Source organism: Pseudomonas sp. NFACC02 (assembly GCF_900110765.1).
Taxonomy (GTDB): Bacteria; Pseudomonadota; Gammaproteobacteria; order Pseudomonadales; family Pseudomonadaceae; genus Aquipseudomonas.
Window position 1 is genome coordinate 63,374 of record NZ_FOEO01000024.1, and the last position, 15,047, is coordinate 78,420.

Below are 15,047 nucleotides of genomic sequence, written 5' to 3' on the forward strand. Positions count from 1 at the left end.
CGAGGGGCGGCAGTCTAAGGCCGGTGTTCGTACTCGGCAACATAATTGATCAGCAATCGCTCAACAAGCCCTCAAATGCCTGCTGGCACTGGACGAAACCGGGGTTCGGGCAAGTCCCGCACCGATCGGTCGCCGGCGCGCGCCTGCTCGCAAAAGGAATGCTGCGGTGCATCAGGCACCCCGGATGATCCTTGATCAGGGCCAACGCGCGCCTACAAAAACGCGCCGACGGTGTCTGACCCGTCACGCGCGTCTGCGTTCAAACCCATAAAACAAAAGGGTCGGATTCGCCAACTGGCCGGCGCCCCCAATTCCGACACAGTGCGCGGTCCGTTACAGGACCACCACTCGCCCTTCCAGCGCGCTGATCCTCGCGGCATCCAGCACCTTCGCCGACGCCACGGCATCCCGGGCGTCCACTGGATTACGCCCTTTATTCACCACCGCGTCCTGCAACTGCCGATAAAACGCCGGCCAGTCGCCGCGTTCGGACGGCACTCGCTCGCGGTGTTCGCCGTGCTCGAACCAGCCCCAGCGACGATGTTCCTCCACGCCCCAGCGCTCGCCTTCGGATCCGGGAGACAACCCTGCCAGTGCCGCTGCTTCCTGGCCGTCGAGGCCATCCACGGTATAGCAGCCTTGCGACCCGTTGACCCGAAAACGCGGACCTTGAGCGTTTTGCAGGCAGTTGCCCCACAGATGCGACGTCATGCCGCTGGCGTGAATCAGTGAAAGGAAGAAGCCGTGATCGACGTTCTGCGCTGGCGTGGCGAATTCAAGCTCGGCATAGACACGCTTGACCGGCCCGAACAGTTGCATCGCCTGATCCACCAGGTGACTGCCCAGATCACGCAGGATCCCGCCGCCGCTTTCCTTGCCCACCGAGGAAGGCGAATAACGCTCGATGCGGGACTCAAAGCGCCTGACGTCACCCAATACGCCTTGATCGATCAGCTTGCGCACGGTGAGGAAATCCGAATCCCAACGACGGTTCTGGTAAACACTCAGCAGCACGTTCCGGCGATCGGCGGCGTCGACCAGTTGCTGTGCCTGTGTTGCGTCGGGCGCGAAGGGTTTGTCGCTGACCACCGGCACGCCCTGTTCGATGGCCTCCAGGATCAGTGCCCGTCGTGACGCCAAAGGGGTAGAGATCACTACCGCGTCGACGCCCGCCGCAACCATGTCAGCCAGGCTGTCGAAGGCCGGAACCTTGGGATAGTCCTTGCTCAGCGCCTGGCGACGTTCAGGCGAGCGCGTTACAACGCCGGCAAAGCTGGCGCCGATCAGGCTGGCGAGCAGCGGTGCATGAAAGAAGCGCCCGCCCTTGCCGTAGCCGATGAGTCCGATTTTCATAACGCTTCCAATCCTTATCTGGATGAACAGCCCCCGGTGGTGGGAGATTCTATGGTTCTCGGACCGGTGGTGTCAGTCCGGTTTTGAGAGTCGCAACGCCTGCCAGCATGCGCCACATCCCGGATGACGCAGAGCGTCATTGAATGTGTTACCACGCGGAGCGTCGGAACAATCAGCTTGCTCGCGATGGGAGTGAGCCAGTTTCATCAAAGGTGAATGACAAACCGCATTCGTCAGCAAGCTGACTCCCACCGGTTTTATGTTTATTCAACGATTTCGGTGTTGAATCTAGCAGCGCAAAGCGCGCTCTGGCTTTTGATCTTCATACCGCAGCAGGCCAGACACCACAAAGCGCGACTTGGGTGCAGGCCAAACGCAGACGACGCGCAGTGGCGCCGAGCGGCATGGATGCCGCGAGAGCGCCGTCAGGACAGGGATGTCCGTTCGGCGCGGGCCCACGGAGCGTCGTCGGAGTGCGGGTACCCGACGCAGGAGGGCCAAGCCGGGAGCCCAACACTTGGTTACTTGGTGTCTTCAAGTAACCCGCCGAAGGCGGAACAGTTTGGCCGTTAGGACAAACCACACCGTCAGCGTCACCCAAATAGTGGAAATGCGCACCCTACAAGCTGGCTTGCTGGCGAATGATTCTGCGCAAAAGGGATGCGTGACGTCAGGCGAGAATCCAGGCCAATGAACAGTTACTTGTACAAAACCGACGAGCTGTACAACTTTTTCGTAGCTTTTTGATATCACTTTTGTGATGATCACTGCACTGCCAACGGAATACGCAGCTGAGCATTGTTTTCGCTCTTCAGGCCATGGAACGGAAAACCCTGCCGTTCCACTTGCCTGAGCCGCCATCATGTTTTTCGACGCCTCCAAGACCAGACTCATTCAGCAACTTCAGTCGACCGTCGCCCTTCAAGCTGGTCTGCTGGAAGCCATCAACCGCTCCATGGCCAGTGTGGAGTTCGATGTCAATGGCATCGTGCTCAGCGTCAACGATAACTTTTGCACCACCCTCCGTTATCGCCCCGAACAGGTGATCGGGAAAGCGCATAGCATGTTCTGCACCCCCGAACATGTACGTAGCGCCGAGTACGCGCAGTTGTGGTCCCGACTGCGCAATGGCGAATTCGTGTCGGCGACCTTTCAGCGCGTGGCGGGCAACGGCAGCACGGTCTGGCTGGAGGCGAGCTATAACCCGATCAGGGATGCCAACGGGACGGTGGTGAAGATCGTCAAATACGCGTTGGACGTCACTCAAAAGCTACAGTCGGAGAGTGAGACCCGCAACAAATTGCAGGCAATCGACCGTGCGATGGCCGTGATCGAGTTCGACCTGGAAGGCCGCATCATTGGCGCCAACGATAACCTGTTACGCCTGCTCGGTTACAGCCGCCAGGAGTTGCTGGGCAAGCACCACAAGATGCTTTGCCCCTCCGAACTCACCAGCAGTCCGGAGTATCAGGACTTCTGGCGCCAGTTGAACAAGGGGGAATTTTTCAGCGGTCAGTTCAAACGCGTCGGCAAGCACGGTCGGACGGTGTGGCTCGAGGCTTCCTATAACCCGGTGTACGACGCCTGCGGCAAGCTGCTGAAAGTCGTCAAATTTGCCTCAGACGTCACCGCGCGCATCGAGAAACATGAGCAGGATTCCCACAGCGCGGCGCAGGCCTATCACATCTCCGTGCAGACGCAGAAAGTCGCCGAACAAGGCACTCAGGTGATTCAACAGGCGGCCAGCGAGATGCGCCAGATCTCGCGCAACATCGACGACTCGTCGCGCATCATCGGCCAACTGGGCGAACGGTCGGAGCAGATCACGACCATCGTCAACACCATCCACGGCATCGCCGATCAGACCAACCTGCTGGCCCTCAACGCCGCCATCGAAGCCGCAAGGGCCGGTGATCAGGGTCGAGGGTTCGCCGTGGTCGCCGACGAGGTGCGCCAACTGGCCGGGCGTACCAGTCGCTCGACGCAGGAGATTTCCGAGATGATCCAGTTGATCCAGACCGAAACCCGTCAGGCGATCATGAGCATGGACAACACCCGCACCAATGCGGCTAAAGGGGTGGAGCTGGCCGATCAGGCGGGCTCGGCGATCGTGCAGATCAGTAACGGCACCAATGATGCTGTGGATGCGGTGCGGATCTTCGCAGGGGCCAATTGAAAACCCCACGCCTCTAGATGCCTTTACCCTGCACCTACAAGCGCTCAACGGGCGTTGCGCGCTTCATTCTTGCTGCGCAGGGCCTTGGCGCGTTTCTCCAGCACCAGATACACCACCACCGCCAACATCAACGGGATCAGAAAGTAGATGACCCGGTAACCAATCAGCGCTGCCAGTAACTGACCCTTGCTGAACTGGTGCTGCATCAGGGTAATGAACACGGTTTCCAGCACCCCGAGCCCCGCTGGAATGTGCGCGATGACACCGGCGATGCTGCTGATCAACAGAATCCCCAGCACCGCCGGGTAGAAGGCCTTTTCCGGCAGCAGTATGAAGATCAACAACGCCATCAGCCCCCAGTTCAATGCCCCCAGCAACGCCTGCCGCAGTGCCTGATTGAGCGACGGCAGCACCAGTTTCTGCTTGCGAATCGTCCAGCTCCGGCGTTTTGAAAACCGGCACGCCAGGAAATACCCGAAGCACAGGGCCAACAATACGAAGCCGATCAGTTGCAGTGTGGTATCGCCGATCTTCCAGCCTGCGGGCAGGTCAATGAACCCGCCAGCAAATACAAACCCCGCGAGCAGCATGTAACCCAGCCAGTTGGTGACCAGGCTCAGGCTCAGAATCCGGGTGATGGTCGGCACATCGAGCCCGAGGCGCGAATACAACCGATAACGCAGTGCGATGCCGCCGACCCAGGAACTCAGGTTCAGGTTGAAGGCATAACAGACGAAGGTCACCGGGACGATCTGCGTCACTGACAGCTTGTGTTCGGTGTAACGTCGTGCCAGGACATCGAATCCGCAGTAGGTCAGGTAGCTGCCAGCAGCGACGACAAAACCGAGCGCCAGTGTGCTTGCCTTATATGACTCCAGGGCGTGCGCCACCTCATTCCAGTCGAGATTTCTGACCAGCATGAACAGCAAAACCGGCACGGCAATGAAAAAAAACACCGTGAATCCACGCTTGGCCCACGTCAGCCAGACCTTGTGCTTGCCCGGCGCGGACGTTTTGTCTTGCCCGGCGGACGCTTGCGAAACTCCGTTCATAGCGTTTTCTCCTGATCAGGCGACAGCTCGCGCTTGAGTTCGCTCGCTTGAGGAATCACGTCCGGCGCGCGCACGGGTTTCAAGCGCGGTCCGTGTACCGGAAACAGACCGGCAATCGCCGGAAAATGCCGCAGAAAGTGGAAGCTCAAGAAAATCATGGGCGCCCGCCACCACTGTCCTTTCGCCAGACCTTTCAGGCTGGCCTGCTTGCTGTGGGCAGCAGCCAACTCCTTGAGATGCTCGTGCAGTTGCTGGTTCAGCGCGTGGTCGCGGATGAACAGGTTCGCTTCCAGATTCAACGCCAGGCTCAGCGGATCAAGGTTACTGGAGCCCACCGTGGACCATTCATGGTCGATCAATGCGACCTTGCCGTGCAGCGCGCGCTGCTTGTACTCATGGATCACCACACCTTCGCGCAGCAGCCAGGTGTACGTCAGGCGCGAGCACATGCGCACGAACGGCATGTCCGGCTGGCCTTGCAGGATCAGCGTGACCTTGACGCCACGGCGCGCGGCATTGCGCAGCTCGCGCAGAAACCGGTAGCTGGGGAAAAAATAGGCGTTGGCGATGGTAATGCGTTGGGTAGCGCCGCGCATGGCCAACAGGTATTGCTCTTCAATGTCGGTGGTGTGCTGGCGATTGTCACGCTCGGCCAGCAGCATGCGCGCGCTTCCTGCCTGGCGGGTGACCGCTTTGAGCGGCGCGAAGGAGCCACGCAGCGCAGGCCCAAGCATGCCCAGCGTCGAGCGATAAATGTCGGCAACGATAGGGCCGCGCACCAGCACCGCGTAATCCTGTTTGGCAGTCACGCCGGTGTCGGACATGTGATCCACGCTGTAATTGATGCCCCCCATGAACGCCAGTTCGGCATCGATCACCACCACTTTGCGGTGCAGCCGGCGAAACAGGTTGGTGCGCATGCCCATGAATTTCGGGCGCGGATCGAACAACTGAATCTGCACACCCGCGCTGACCATTTTCTGCACGAACGCCGTGCTCAGGTCGCTGGTGCCATAGTCATCGACCGTAATCACCACGCGCACACCGCGGCTGGCCGCCTCGATCACCGCTTGCTGCAAGCCTTCCCCGATGCGGTCTTCGAAAATGATGAACGTCTCGATCAACACCTCGCGCCGCGCCGCGCGAATGTGCTCAAAGACGCTGGTGAAGAAATCCTCGCCATTGATCAGCAGTTCCACGGAATTGCCGTCTTGCCAGATACCACATTGATCATGGAACGCCTTCATAGTGTGACCTCCACCGCCAACGGCGCATGATCGGAAAGGTGCGACCAGGGTCGGTTCGACAGCACCCTGGGCGCCCGGGGACGGGCATTGCGCACATAAATACGGTCCAGACGCAGCAACGGGAAGCGCGCCGGAAAACTCTTGGCCGGGGCGCCGAACGATTCGACGAACACTTCACGCAAACCGGTCGGCTGTAAGACAGCGTCGGCCTTCTGCCGCCAGTCGTTGAAATCCCCGGCAATGATCACCGGCGCGTCCTGCGGCAAGCGCGACACCAGCTCCGCCATTAACGACAGCTGCTGTTGACGGTGCATCTCCTTGAGTCCGAGGTGCACGCAAATGGCGTGGACCTCGCCAAAACCCGGGACCTGCAACACGCAATGCAGCAAGCCTCGTTCTTCGGTGCCAAGGATCGAAATGTCGAGGTTTTCATGACGAACGATCGGATATTTCGACAACAACGCATTGCCATGATGACCGTGGGGGTACACCGCATTACGACCGTAGGCGAAATCGTTCCACATGCTGTCGGCGAGAAACTCGTACTGCGAGGTCGTCGGCCAGTTCTTCACCTTCTGTGCATGGTTCTGCTGCTCGCCATGCACCTCCTGCAGGAACACCACGTCCGCCGACACGCTGCGCACCGCATCGCGTAATTCCGGGAGGATGAAGCGTCGGTTGAGGAAACCGAAGCCCATGTGCATGTTCATCGTCAGCACGTTGAGCGTGACCTCGGTTGAAGCCTTTTGCCGGCGGTTGGCGATGCCTTCGGGAATCAGGGCACTGGTCAAAACTTCACTCCTTGCAGATCGCCAGGGGCGACTTCCAGGTCGGCGGTCAGGCCAAAACGCTCCAGCAACGAACGGGCGTCATAAGGCGCCCTGACCTTGATGTCGTTGTCGAAATAGCAGTAGACATCCCGCGACTTGCGGGCACGGGGCGATTTGGCGACGGTGAGATGCGCGTCTTCAGGCTGCGATCCCTGCTGCCACGCCTCGATACGGTCGCCCCAGCGTTTGAGCGCCTTCGAGCTGTAACCGCTGGCGTACAGCGCCTTATCGCCGTGCAGGCGCAGGTAGACGAAATCGCTGGTGAGGTCTTCCAGATACGGCCATTTTCCTGCCGTGTCAGCGATCACCAACGCGACGTTGTACTTGCGCAGCAACGTGATGAACTCGGCAACGGCAAAACTCTCATGACGTATCTCCACGGCGTGACGCAGTCTGGCTTTCGCCGGGATGTCCAGATAACCCGGCTTTTCCATGCGCGGGGCGCACTGTTTGGCACACGCCTTGGCCGCTTTGCCATCGAAGGGCAATAACCGCAAAAATGCTTCGAATTTCTCGGCGTCGAATTTGAAGCTGGGTGGAAACTGCCAGAGAATCGGGCCCAGCTTGTCCCTGAGTTGAAAGATGCCCGAGGCAAAGAAATTGGCCATGGGCTCTGCGATGTCGTTCAAACGCCTGACGTGGGTGATGTAGCGAGGGCCTTTGACGCTGAAAACGAAGCCCTTGGGCGTGTCGCCATACCACCGCGCGTAAAGATCCGGCGACTGCAGGGAGTAGAACGAGCCATTGATTTCAATGCTGTTCACCGCTCTGGAGGCGAATTTGAGTTCATTTTTCTGAACCAGACCTTCCGGGTAGAAATCACCGCGCCACGGCACGTAGCGCCAGCCCGAGATGCCGATACGGATATCGCTCATGCAAGTGCTCTCTGTGCTCTGCGCCACGACCGGTGTCGCGACTGCCTTGAACAAGAGATAAGAAGCTTGGGAAACAGGCAGGTTCCCTGGTTTTTGTTGCTGGGGGATCAGATACCGCGTTTTTGCGGTTCGGGGTGGCCATCATCAAAAAGCAGAGCCGCATTGCGATCGTGCCAGCGCTCCGCGTGGGAACGATCAAGCACACGCATCAGGACAGCGAAGCGCGTTAGCGCCAGCCTACGTTGCTCTTGTACGAACGCCGGGCCTTTTCCTTGGCTCCGCACACATTCATCTGGCACCACCGCCGACGCCCATTCTTCGACGTGTCCACGAACAACCAATCGCAATCGGGCAATGCACACAGCTTGAGCTTCGCCAGGTCGGGTGAAGTCAGCAACGTTGCTGCCTGTACCGCGATCCGCCCCATGAACCCGGCGGTCATCCCATCGAGCGTGTCGCATGGACGCCAGGCCCAGACGACCCCGACCGGCGTTGAAACCAATACGCGCTGCGAAGCCGTCGAAACCAACACTTCGTTCAACGCATCAAGCTCGCCGGCCGTTGCCGGATTTCCCGAAGCGATCGCCAGAAACAACCGATAAAGCGACTCACGGAAATCGATCAACTGCTTGAAGGCCGTCAGTGAATGCCAGGACGACTGCTGCACCAGGTCCACACACCGCGCGTGCTCATCCTCGCCGATCAGCCCGGCGTGAAGAAACCAGTGCACGATCTCCTCAAGGTTCGAGAGCTTGTCCACCACCGCCACCAGCGACGTGCCAGGCCTTCGACCATCACACGTATTCAGAAAATCAAGCACACTGACCCCGCCGATCAGACGGATAGCGTTGATCTTCAACTGACCGATGGACATGGCCCGTCCCCAGCATTGGCAGAAGCTTCAATAATGGCAGAGATGGGCCAACACGCCGGACTTTCTGACAACCTGGTTCGATGCGCTTCAAACCATGCGGAATTGGCGCCTCAAAAACCTCGCGAATGACGTAACCAATCGTCAATCGCCTTCACCGCTGCCGCCACGCTGACCTGATCGCTGCGAATATGCACCTCCGGAAACACTGGAGGCTCGTACACCGAATCGATGCCCGTAAAGCCACGAATTTCACCCGCCCTGGCTCGCCGGTACAAACCTTTGGGATCACGGTTTTCGGCGACCGCCAGCGGCGCATCGACGAAGACCTCGACGAAGCGTTCAGTGCCGATGATCGAACGCGCGTAATGCCGCGCGGCACGGGTTGGCGAAATGAGCGCCACCATGACCGTCAGGCCGGCGTCGGCCATCAATGCCGCGACCTCCGCCACACGTCGAACGTTTTCATCCCGGTCCTGATCCGTAAACCCCAGGTCCCGGCACAAACCACTGCGCAACGAGTCGCCATCCAGGATGCAGGTCTTGAGACCGCGTGCCTGCAACACCGGGTTCAGTCCGTCGACAATGGTGGATTTTCCGGCCGCAGACAGGCCTGTCAGCCAGATCACACAGGACGCGCGTTGGCCCTCAGGCGCAGCGCCAGACTTGAAGTCGTGGGCGAACAGGTTGCCATGCAAAGGTTGCGGTTGCCGTTGCATATCCATGGGGACACCTCCTTGTGTGACTTAAACATGCGCCTGATGAATGATGAAGTCGGCGCTCATCGGGTCGTAGACAGGTTTGAAATCGCCGTAGCTTTGCTGCACCTCAAAACCGGCCGCTGTCATTTCGGCTCGCAACCGCCCCGGCAAAATGGGGAACACGCGCAAGCGATAGCAGGCGCCATCGGCAAAGGTGTACACGAACTCGCACAAAGAGTCGTGCAACTCGCCCAAGGTGACCTTCGCGGTTTTGCCGCAGTAGTAATAGCGCCCGGATGACGTGAACTGCCCGGCGAGAATGGCCTGGAAATTACGCTGATCAACCAGCAACACGCCGCCCGGTCTGAGGAGTCGGCGGAACCGCTTCAACACTGCGATACGCTCGGTTTCCTCGAAAACATGGCACAGGGAGCTGCCCAGGCACAGCACCGCATCAAACATACCCAGCTGTCGAGGGTCGAGTGCGTGCCAGTCGCAACACAGCGCAGGAATCTGCAGTTGGTGACGGGCAAAGTTGGCCTTGGCCTGCCTGACCATGGTCGGACTGCCATCGCTGGCCGTCACATCAAACCCCGCGCGGCGAAGCTGCACCGAATGAAAACCGCTGCCGCAGGAGGCGTCGAGTATCCGGCAGGCGCCGGCCTTCAGCAGCAGTTGCGAAAAGAATGCCCCCTCCCCCTCCGCGCGCTTGTTCCAGTCGATCAGTTCGTCCCAGCGACTCACAAAATCGGCGTTGTATTGCTCGGTGTAGGCTTGATGGGGCAAGGCCTGACAGGCACCGTTCAGATCAGGGCAATCAGCCGAACTGACGGGCAAAGATGCGTTGCTGGGGAACATGGCTTACTCCCTGTTGGCTGATGTTGAGCGCAAACGCTTGATATTTGCGGCCTAGCTCATGGGCGCATTCGGCCGCGTCCTGGACCTTCATATCCGCTACGAAGTAGCCGAGCATTTGCTCCATCACGTTCATCTGCGCGCGCCCGAACAGCACGGTGCCGTCCGCCAGGATCGACTGAATGCCGTCCTGTCGTTGCCCGGCCTCATTGATCAGAATGGCTTCATCGCGCCTGACCCCGTAAGGCAGACCTAGCAGCACCTGGCCCATCCCGACTTTCACCGGGTAACCGCCCGGCAAGCCGTGGGGCCCGGGCGCATGGACATGCACCTCTTCATCGGCGAACAGGTTTTTCAGGACAGTGATGGCTGACATCGCCGTCAGGTACTGTCCATCGACGCCGCCCAGGCGACGGAAATTGTCCGCCACGCTGCGAAAGATCACGTCTGCACTGAATTCGTCAGTGCGTTCCCGGCCATCGATCCAGTAAGACAAGTTGAAATTCGCCTCTTGCGGCAGACCATGGCGTGGCACGTAATGGCTGAAGAAGTGTTGGCCAATCAATTTGACGCAGACCTGCAACGGCTCGCACCGCCCAAGCCGGGCGATGGCGCAGCGCGTGGCAGGAATCAGGTTCGCGATATTCCCCACGCCGACATCCGGCGCCATCCCGACCTTGTACAACACGGCGTTGACCGCGTCGGGGAACGCCGCGTTGATCACCAGGCTCTTGGGGCAGGATTGTTTGACCGCACGCATCAACGCGTAGGCTGGCGCCAGGTGCATCGGCAGCCAAGGGCCCAACTGCGCTTGATCCAGAGCATCGAACGACGCCTTGGGCAGTTGCGTAATGACCCGCCAGGACTGCAAAGACGCGCAGTTAAGGATGACATCCGGTTTGATCCGGGACAGCGTTTCGGCGTTGCGGTCGATGGCCGACTCCGTCAGGTCCATCTCCCATGCCTGAATACAAACCGCCACGTCCAGTTGCAATGCGCCCAACCTGACCAGATTGCACAAGCGGGTCGCTTGTTCCAGGTTGCGGCTTGCCACATGAAAGTCGAACAGATTGCGGGGCGCGAGGATTTGCAAGACCTGCAGACACAGGTTGCCGCCGCCCACGATAAGCAATTTTTTCCGTTGCATGATTCCAAACTCCCTGAGTATCCAGACCCCGCCTCAACGGGGGTAAGCACCGTTATCCACGGGGATGACTTTGCCGGTCAGGTGGCGGCTCTGTTCGGACAGCAGAAACAGGATCACATCGGCGACACCCTCCGGTTGAATCGGCGTATTGAGCACCTCCTGCCGCTCGTACTCCTTGCGCCGGTGTTCGGGGATCCGTTCATGGATCGAAGTATTGCGGATCAACGCCGGCGAAACGGCATTGACGCGTATGCGCGGCGCGAAATTCCAGGCGTTGGCCTTGGTCAGGCCGATGACGCCGGCCTTGGTGGCGCCATAGAGCGCATCCATGCTGCCGACCTCACCGGCCACGGACGTGATGTTGACGATGCTGCGCGCGTGCGGCGCTTGCAGTTCGTGACGGGCGAAGTCCCTTGACAGGAAGATCAACGATTTGAGGTTCACCGCCCACATTTCTTCCATTTCCTCATCGCTGTATTCGAAAACACTTTTGCCGTGATACAGGCCCGCGTTATTCACCAGGCCTTGCAATGCAAGGCGATCGTCATGCTGGTAAAGGTCACTGATGAAGGACTGATACGTGTCGGGTTTTGAGAAGTCGGCAAAATAGGCCTCCAGCCGATGAGAGGGCAGAATGTTCTGAAGGTCACGCAAACCCTGTTTGTCCTTGTCGGCGGCAATGACGTTATAACCGGCTTCCACGCAAGCAATGGCCGTCGCTCTGCCTATGCCGTTGGCAGCGCCGGTGATGAGGATTTTTTTCATGAGCGTCCCTGCTGAGTGAATTGATTCATGCGTTCATAGAACGGCCGGTGGGCGTGGTAGTACCCCATCAGGTGCGGTCGGGACGTGAGTTGTCGCTCGTCGAAATCCTTTGTCGCCGCGACAATGTGCGTGCTGCGTTCGGCGTCTTTGTGCCAGCTGCGCCAGGCCTGCCACTGCGGCGGGCAGGACGGCGTCCAACGCAGTGCCTCGGGTACGAATTCCAGTTCCAAGTGATCGCAGAGTCGGCGCAAGGTGTCTTCCGGATGGTTCGCCAGAACATCACCATTGATGACATACGGAATCTTGCCGGTGAGCTTGGTGACCCGGCAGAAGATTTCGTACAGCGCCTTGTGACCGATAGCGTGCAAGGGCATCTGGGCAAACATCGCGAAGTGCGAAACGATGGCACGCCCCGGCTCGCGAATGATGAACACATGCTGCTGTTCAAGCAGGAATTCGGCGTCCGCTTTCAGGTCGTCCACGCAGTGGTAACACATGTCCTTGTGAAAAACGTGGCGCCTTTCCCGCGCACTGCGCAACAAAGCTTTGATCCCTTCGTAGCTACGCGGCAGATCACCTTCCAGATTGTCATGGGGAATGGCCGAATGCTTATCGAAGGCCATGTAGGCGAAGGGTTCGTGGAAGACCTCGAAATCCCCTCGTTCGATGAATACCCGTTCCAGCACCGTGGAACGCGAGCGCGGATGGGCCCAGAGCGCGATCATGCGGTTCATGACGCACGCCCCATCGCCGCATCATTCCTGACGCGATCGCTCAGGGGTGTCATGGCGGGAAGCGGCGACCTGTTGCCTGCGCCTTTTACAAACGCAAGCAGGCGCTCCTGGCCTTCCTGGGCGTCGTGGCTGGCCGTGACGAAGGCCGGATGAAGAGCGAATCGGGTCGGCGCAAGCTCCCCTTCGAAGTAGGCTTGATTGAAGTAGGGAATCGCCATCAAACGGTTCAGGACACGCTGGGGGACCTGCACCCATTCAGTGGCTGGCGTCACAGGCTGATTGCACTGCTGACGGCGGATGAGAAATTCCAGGATATCCGGCGTCAGCGTATACAAGGTCGTGTCCGCACCCGTGCGCTGCAGGTGCCAGCAATGCTCGCGTCCGCGTCCATCCGTGTCGACCTTGAGGCTGCACAGGAGCAGGCGCGCCGGTGTCTGCCAACGGCGCAATAGCGCCTGCATTGCCTGGTAGACAGCCAGTTCCGCCCAACGCCGGTCCGCCGCCGTCAGGCACAGCCGTTGCAGTGAGGCCTGACGTTCAAATTCATGCTCAGCGCCCAGTCGCCCTATCATGAACGTGATGACATAGCGCGCCCGATCCGTGTTCACACCTGACATGCGTGCGCGCAGACGACCGCTGTGGATGGCCTGGAGGCAGGCCACAAACTGCGAAACGGTGAAGCAGAATGTGTTGTTGATCGAACATCCCTGAGCGACCAGTTGCTCGATCGCCCGATACCCTTGCTCGCTACCCGGCACTTTGATCATCACGTTGGGGGCCAGACTGGCCAGTTGCAGTCCCCGTGCGACGAGCGGGTGCTCGTGCATACGTTCGCCGCCTTCGATCTGTGCAGACAACCAGCCTTGACGTTGTTGCGTGGCGTCCCATAACGCGCGAAGTTCCCGCGCGCCTTCCAGGATGACATGGTCGTAGAGCTGACGCGCTTTTTCGGCCTCCCCCAATTGCGGGCGAAAGCAATCGGTAAAGGCTTGCCATCGCCGAGGATCTTCAAGCACAGCGCGTGCAACCAGCCGCGGATTGGTAGTTGCCCCACTGATACCTGATTGACTGGCTGAAAAGTTATCGGGAAGCCAACTCTCAATCAGATGAAACATGTTCGGGTACTTTAAAATCATTCGATCTTTAAACGCGCCATAAAGGGTCGGCGAAGAATCCCACCAGACTTCGGAATCCATATTTTTCTGTTTCAACAGGCGAGCGAATCCGGGGACTTCCATGAGATGAGTCCTGTGTGCAGGTGTCCATTGATGGTGAAGAGGGTCCCAGCCCCGCCAGGCAAAATGCCAGTCCGATCAGACTGAGAGTCAGAAAATCTGAACCTTCCGGGGGTAACGATGGATCCAAGGGGATGACCTGTCAAATCCGTTTTGATGGTTTAGCAATCACGAATAATTATAAAAAACCTTGATCATATGACCAAGGTCACGAATCCAAACGATCGCTTTTCATACCCTCGTTTGAATACGCTCATTAAATAGCGAATAAGAAATGTTTCGATGTTTATAGGTATAACGTCGTACCACTCATAGTGTTCTTATGAGCATCATTCACGTTATATGAGGAACTAACGATCTTTAAAGCGCAGTTCCAACTGTCCCCCCTTGCGAAAGGCACGCGGCACGGAAATTGAAGACGCTATGCGCAGGCCTGCTGAAACCTGTGGCACTCATCGTGTTCTTATCGCGGACCTGTTTAAATCAGGCCAGAACATCAAAAACCGAGGGAATTGACCGTGACCGTACCATCGAATACTGAACGCTACAGCTACCGAGCTCGCTGGTTCCATTGGGTGATGGCTGCCCTGATCGTCCTGGCGTACATCCTGATACTCAGTCGCAGTCAGTTCGCCAAAGGCACTGACCTGCGAACCTTTGTGGTGCAATCGCACTTCTGGGTGGGGATCGTGGTGCTGATCATGGCTTTTTTCCGCGTGGCAGAACGGCACCGTCATGCACCGCCCCACATTACTCCGCCGCTGGAAGGCTTTCTCCGGCTTGCCGCTACGGTGTCGCATTATGCGTTGTATGCGTTTCTTTTCGCGCAGCCGTTGCTGGGGCTGTTCACGGTCCTGTTGGAACGCGGCGCATTGCCGGTTCCTTTGACCTCGCTGGCGATCCCGGCGCCTTTCGATATCTCCAAGGACACGGCTGAAACCCTGGAACACTACCATGTGTTGCTGGGGACGATCTTCTACTACGTCATTGGCTTGCATGTGGTCGCTGCGGTCTGGCATCACTTCGTGCGCAAGGACAACACCGTACGGCGCATGGTGTAACCGCGGAGCGAATCCCAAGAGCGAGCTCGCTCTGGGCCGTACTCGATGGGCAGATCCATTTTCTCGGGTGGCGCCGATTCACCTTTCCGCCCCTCCGGCGGGTCACTTTTGAAAAGGCACCAAAAGTAACCAAAAGTGCCCAGCT

General features: G+C 58.8%; 14 protein-coding genes and 2 pseudogenes. 3 read left to right on the top strand and 13 right to left on the bottom strand.

Annotated features, from left to right (window positions below; genetic code table 11):
• Positions 1 to 333: 333 nt before the first annotated feature.
• A complete protein-coding gene (locus BMY73_RS18620; RefSeq protein ID WP_092408904.1) occupies positions 334 to 1,353 on the bottom strand; it encodes a Gfo/Idh/MocA family protein in 1,020 nt (339 codons plus the stop codon).
• A 534-nt stretch (positions 1,354 to 1,887) separates the two neighbouring features.
• Positions 1,888 to 2,247 carry a hypothetical protein gene (locus BMY73_RS28050; protein ID WP_139214252.1) on the bottom strand — a complete coding sequence of 120 codons (360 nt, stop codon included), beginning with the start codon at positions 2,245 to 2,247 and terminating at the stop codon, positions 1,888 to 1,890.
• A 61-nt stretch (positions 2,248 to 2,308) separates the two neighbouring features.
• On the opposite strand from BMY73_RS28050, the pseudogene BMY73_RS28910 reads away from it, so the two are divergent.
• Together BMY73_RS28910 and BMY73_RS28915 are read left to right on the top strand one after the other, a co-directional pair.
• A pseudogene (locus tag BMY73_RS28910) lies at positions 2,309 to 2,992 on the top strand (PAS domain-containing protein); the annotation flags it as partial.
• A gap of 105 nt (positions 2,993 to 3,097) precedes the next feature.
• Positions 3,098 to 3,529 (top strand): annotated as a pseudogene (locus BMY73_RS28915) (methyl-accepting chemotaxis protein); the annotation flags it as partial.
• Positions 3,530 to 3,573: 44 nt separating this feature from the next.
• Here BMY73_RS28915 and BMY73_RS18630 read toward each other — a convergent pair.
• The 11 genes from BMY73_RS18630 to BMY73_RS18680 all read right to left on the bottom strand — a co-directional run bounded on the left by BMY73_RS18630 (position 3,574) and on the right by BMY73_RS18680 (position 13,844).
• Positions 3,574 to 4,581 (bottom strand): lysylphosphatidylglycerol synthase domain-containing protein, encoded by a 1,008-nt coding sequence (locus tag BMY73_RS18630; protein ID WP_092408908.1) that lies wholly within the window; start codon positions 4,579 to 4,581, stop codon positions 3,574 to 3,576.
• Positions 4,578 to 5,828, bottom strand: a complete 1,251-nt coding sequence (gene clsB / locus BMY73_RS18635) for a cardiolipin synthase ClsB (RefSeq protein WP_092408910.1) — start codon at positions 5,826 to 5,828, stop codon at positions 4,578 to 4,580. The genes BMY73_RS18630 and clsB overlap by 4 nt, the downstream gene beginning before the upstream one ends.
• On the bottom strand, positions 5,825 to 6,619 hold the full coding sequence (locus tag BMY73_RS18640; protein ID WP_371914989.1) for an endonuclease/exonuclease/phosphatase family protein: 795 nt from the start codon (positions 6,617 to 6,619) through the stop codon (positions 5,825 to 5,827). The genes clsB and BMY73_RS18640 overlap by 4 nt, the downstream gene beginning before the upstream one ends.
• Positions 6,616 to 7,533 (bottom strand): DUF72 domain-containing protein, encoded by a 918-nt coding sequence (locus BMY73_RS18645; protein WP_092408912.1) that lies wholly within the window; start codon positions 7,531 to 7,533, stop codon positions 6,616 to 6,618. The genes BMY73_RS18640 and BMY73_RS18645 overlap by 4 nt, the downstream gene beginning before the upstream one ends.
• A gap of 226 nt (positions 7,534 to 7,759) precedes the next feature.
• Positions 7,760 to 8,407: a CGNR zinc finger domain-containing protein gene (locus BMY73_RS18650; protein ID WP_062390443.1), complete on the bottom strand. Its 648-nt coding sequence runs from the start codon at positions 8,405 to 8,407 to the stop codon at positions 7,760 to 7,762.
• A gap of 110 nt (positions 8,408 to 8,517) precedes the next feature.
• A complete protein-coding gene (gene cysC / locus BMY73_RS18655) occupies positions 8,518 to 9,129 on the bottom strand; it encodes an adenylyl-sulfate kinase (protein ID WP_256571214.1) in 612 nt (203 codons plus the stop codon).
• A 21-nt stretch (positions 9,130 to 9,150) separates the two neighbouring features.
• Complete coding sequence (locus BMY73_RS18660) at positions 9,151 to 9,963, bottom strand: class I SAM-dependent methyltransferase (protein WP_092408914.1); 813 nt, start codon at positions 9,961 to 9,963, stop codon at positions 9,151 to 9,153.
• The gene (locus tag BMY73_RS18665) at positions 9,923 to 11,107 is read right to left on the bottom strand and encodes a hypothetical protein (RefSeq protein ID WP_092408916.1); all 1,185 of its coding nucleotides are present in this window, start codon (positions 11,105 to 11,107) and stop codon (positions 9,923 to 9,925) included. Before BMY73_RS18665 ends, BMY73_RS18660 begins: the two co-directional genes overlap by 41 nt.
• A gap of 33 nt (positions 11,108 to 11,140) precedes the next feature.
• Positions 11,141 to 11,872, bottom strand: coding sequence for an SDR family NAD(P)-dependent oxidoreductase (locus BMY73_RS18670; RefSeq protein ID WP_092408918.1), 732 nt, complete (start codon positions 11,870 to 11,872; stop codon positions 11,141 to 11,143).
• Positions 11,869 to 12,606, bottom strand: a complete 738-nt coding sequence (locus BMY73_RS18675; RefSeq protein ID WP_092408920.1) for a sulfotransferase-like domain-containing protein — start codon at positions 12,604 to 12,606, stop codon at positions 11,869 to 11,871. Before BMY73_RS18675 ends, BMY73_RS18670 begins: the two co-directional genes overlap by 4 nt.
• Positions 12,603 to 13,844: a transaldolase family protein gene (locus BMY73_RS18680; protein ID WP_062390801.1), complete on the bottom strand. Its 1,242-nt coding sequence runs from the start codon at positions 13,842 to 13,844 to the stop codon at positions 12,603 to 12,605. The genes BMY73_RS18675 and BMY73_RS18680 overlap by 4 nt, the downstream gene beginning before the upstream one ends.
• Before the next feature lie 515 nt (positions 13,845 to 14,359).
• Between BMY73_RS18680 and BMY73_RS18685 the strand changes: the two genes are divergently transcribed.
• On the top strand, positions 14,360 to 14,902 hold the full coding sequence (locus tag BMY73_RS18685) for a cytochrome b (protein WP_092408922.1): 543 nt from the start codon (positions 14,360 to 14,362) through the stop codon (positions 14,900 to 14,902).
• Positions 14,903 to 15,047 lie beyond the last annotated feature (145 nt).

Excerpts from the sequence above, each read along its gene's own strand:
- BMY73_RS18620 (WP_092408904.1), bottom strand. The coding sequence starts at position 1,353 with ATGAAAATCGGACTCATCGGCTACGGCAAGGGCGGGCGCTTCTTTCAT.
- BMY73_RS28050 (WP_139214252.1), bottom strand. The coding sequence starts at position 2,247 with ATGAGTCTGGTCTTGGAGGCGTCGAAAAACATGATGGCGGCTCAGGCA.
- BMY73_RS18630 (WP_092408908.1), bottom strand. The coding sequence starts at position 4,581 with ATGAACGGAGTTTCGCAAGCGTCCGCCGGGCAAGACAAAACGTCCGCG.
- clsB (WP_092408910.1), bottom strand. The coding sequence starts at position 5,828 with ATGAAGGCGTTCCATGATCAATGTGGTATCTGGCAAGACGGCAATTCC.
- BMY73_RS18645 (WP_092408912.1), bottom strand. The coding sequence starts at position 7,533 with ATGAGCGATATCCGTATCGGCATCTCGGGCTGGCGCTACGTGCCGTGG.
- BMY73_RS18650 (WP_062390443.1), bottom strand. The coding sequence starts at position 8,407 with ATGTCCATCGGTCAGTTGAAGATCAACGCTATCCGTCTGATCGGCGGG.
- cysC (WP_256571214.1), bottom strand. The coding sequence starts at position 9,129 with ATGGATATGCAACGGCAACCGCAACCTTTGCATGGCAACCTGTTCGCC.
- BMY73_RS18660 (WP_092408914.1), bottom strand. The coding sequence starts at position 9,963 with ATGTTCCCCAGCAACGCATCTTTGCCCGTCAGTTCGGCTGATTGCCCT.
- BMY73_RS18665 (WP_092408916.1), bottom strand. The coding sequence starts at position 11,107 with ATGCAACGGAAAAAATTGCTTATCGTGGGCGGCGGCAACCTGTGTCTG.
- BMY73_RS18670 (WP_092408918.1), bottom strand. The coding sequence starts at position 11,872 with ATGAAAAAAATCCTCATCACCGGCGCTGCCAACGGCATAGGCAGAGCG.
- BMY73_RS18675 (WP_092408920.1), bottom strand. The coding sequence starts at position 12,606 with ATGAACCGCATGATCGCGCTCTGGGCCCATCCGCGCTCGCGTTCCACG.
- BMY73_RS18680 (WP_062390801.1), bottom strand. The coding sequence starts at position 13,844 with ATGGAAGTCCCCGGATTCGCTCGCCTGTTGAAACAGAAAAATATGGAT.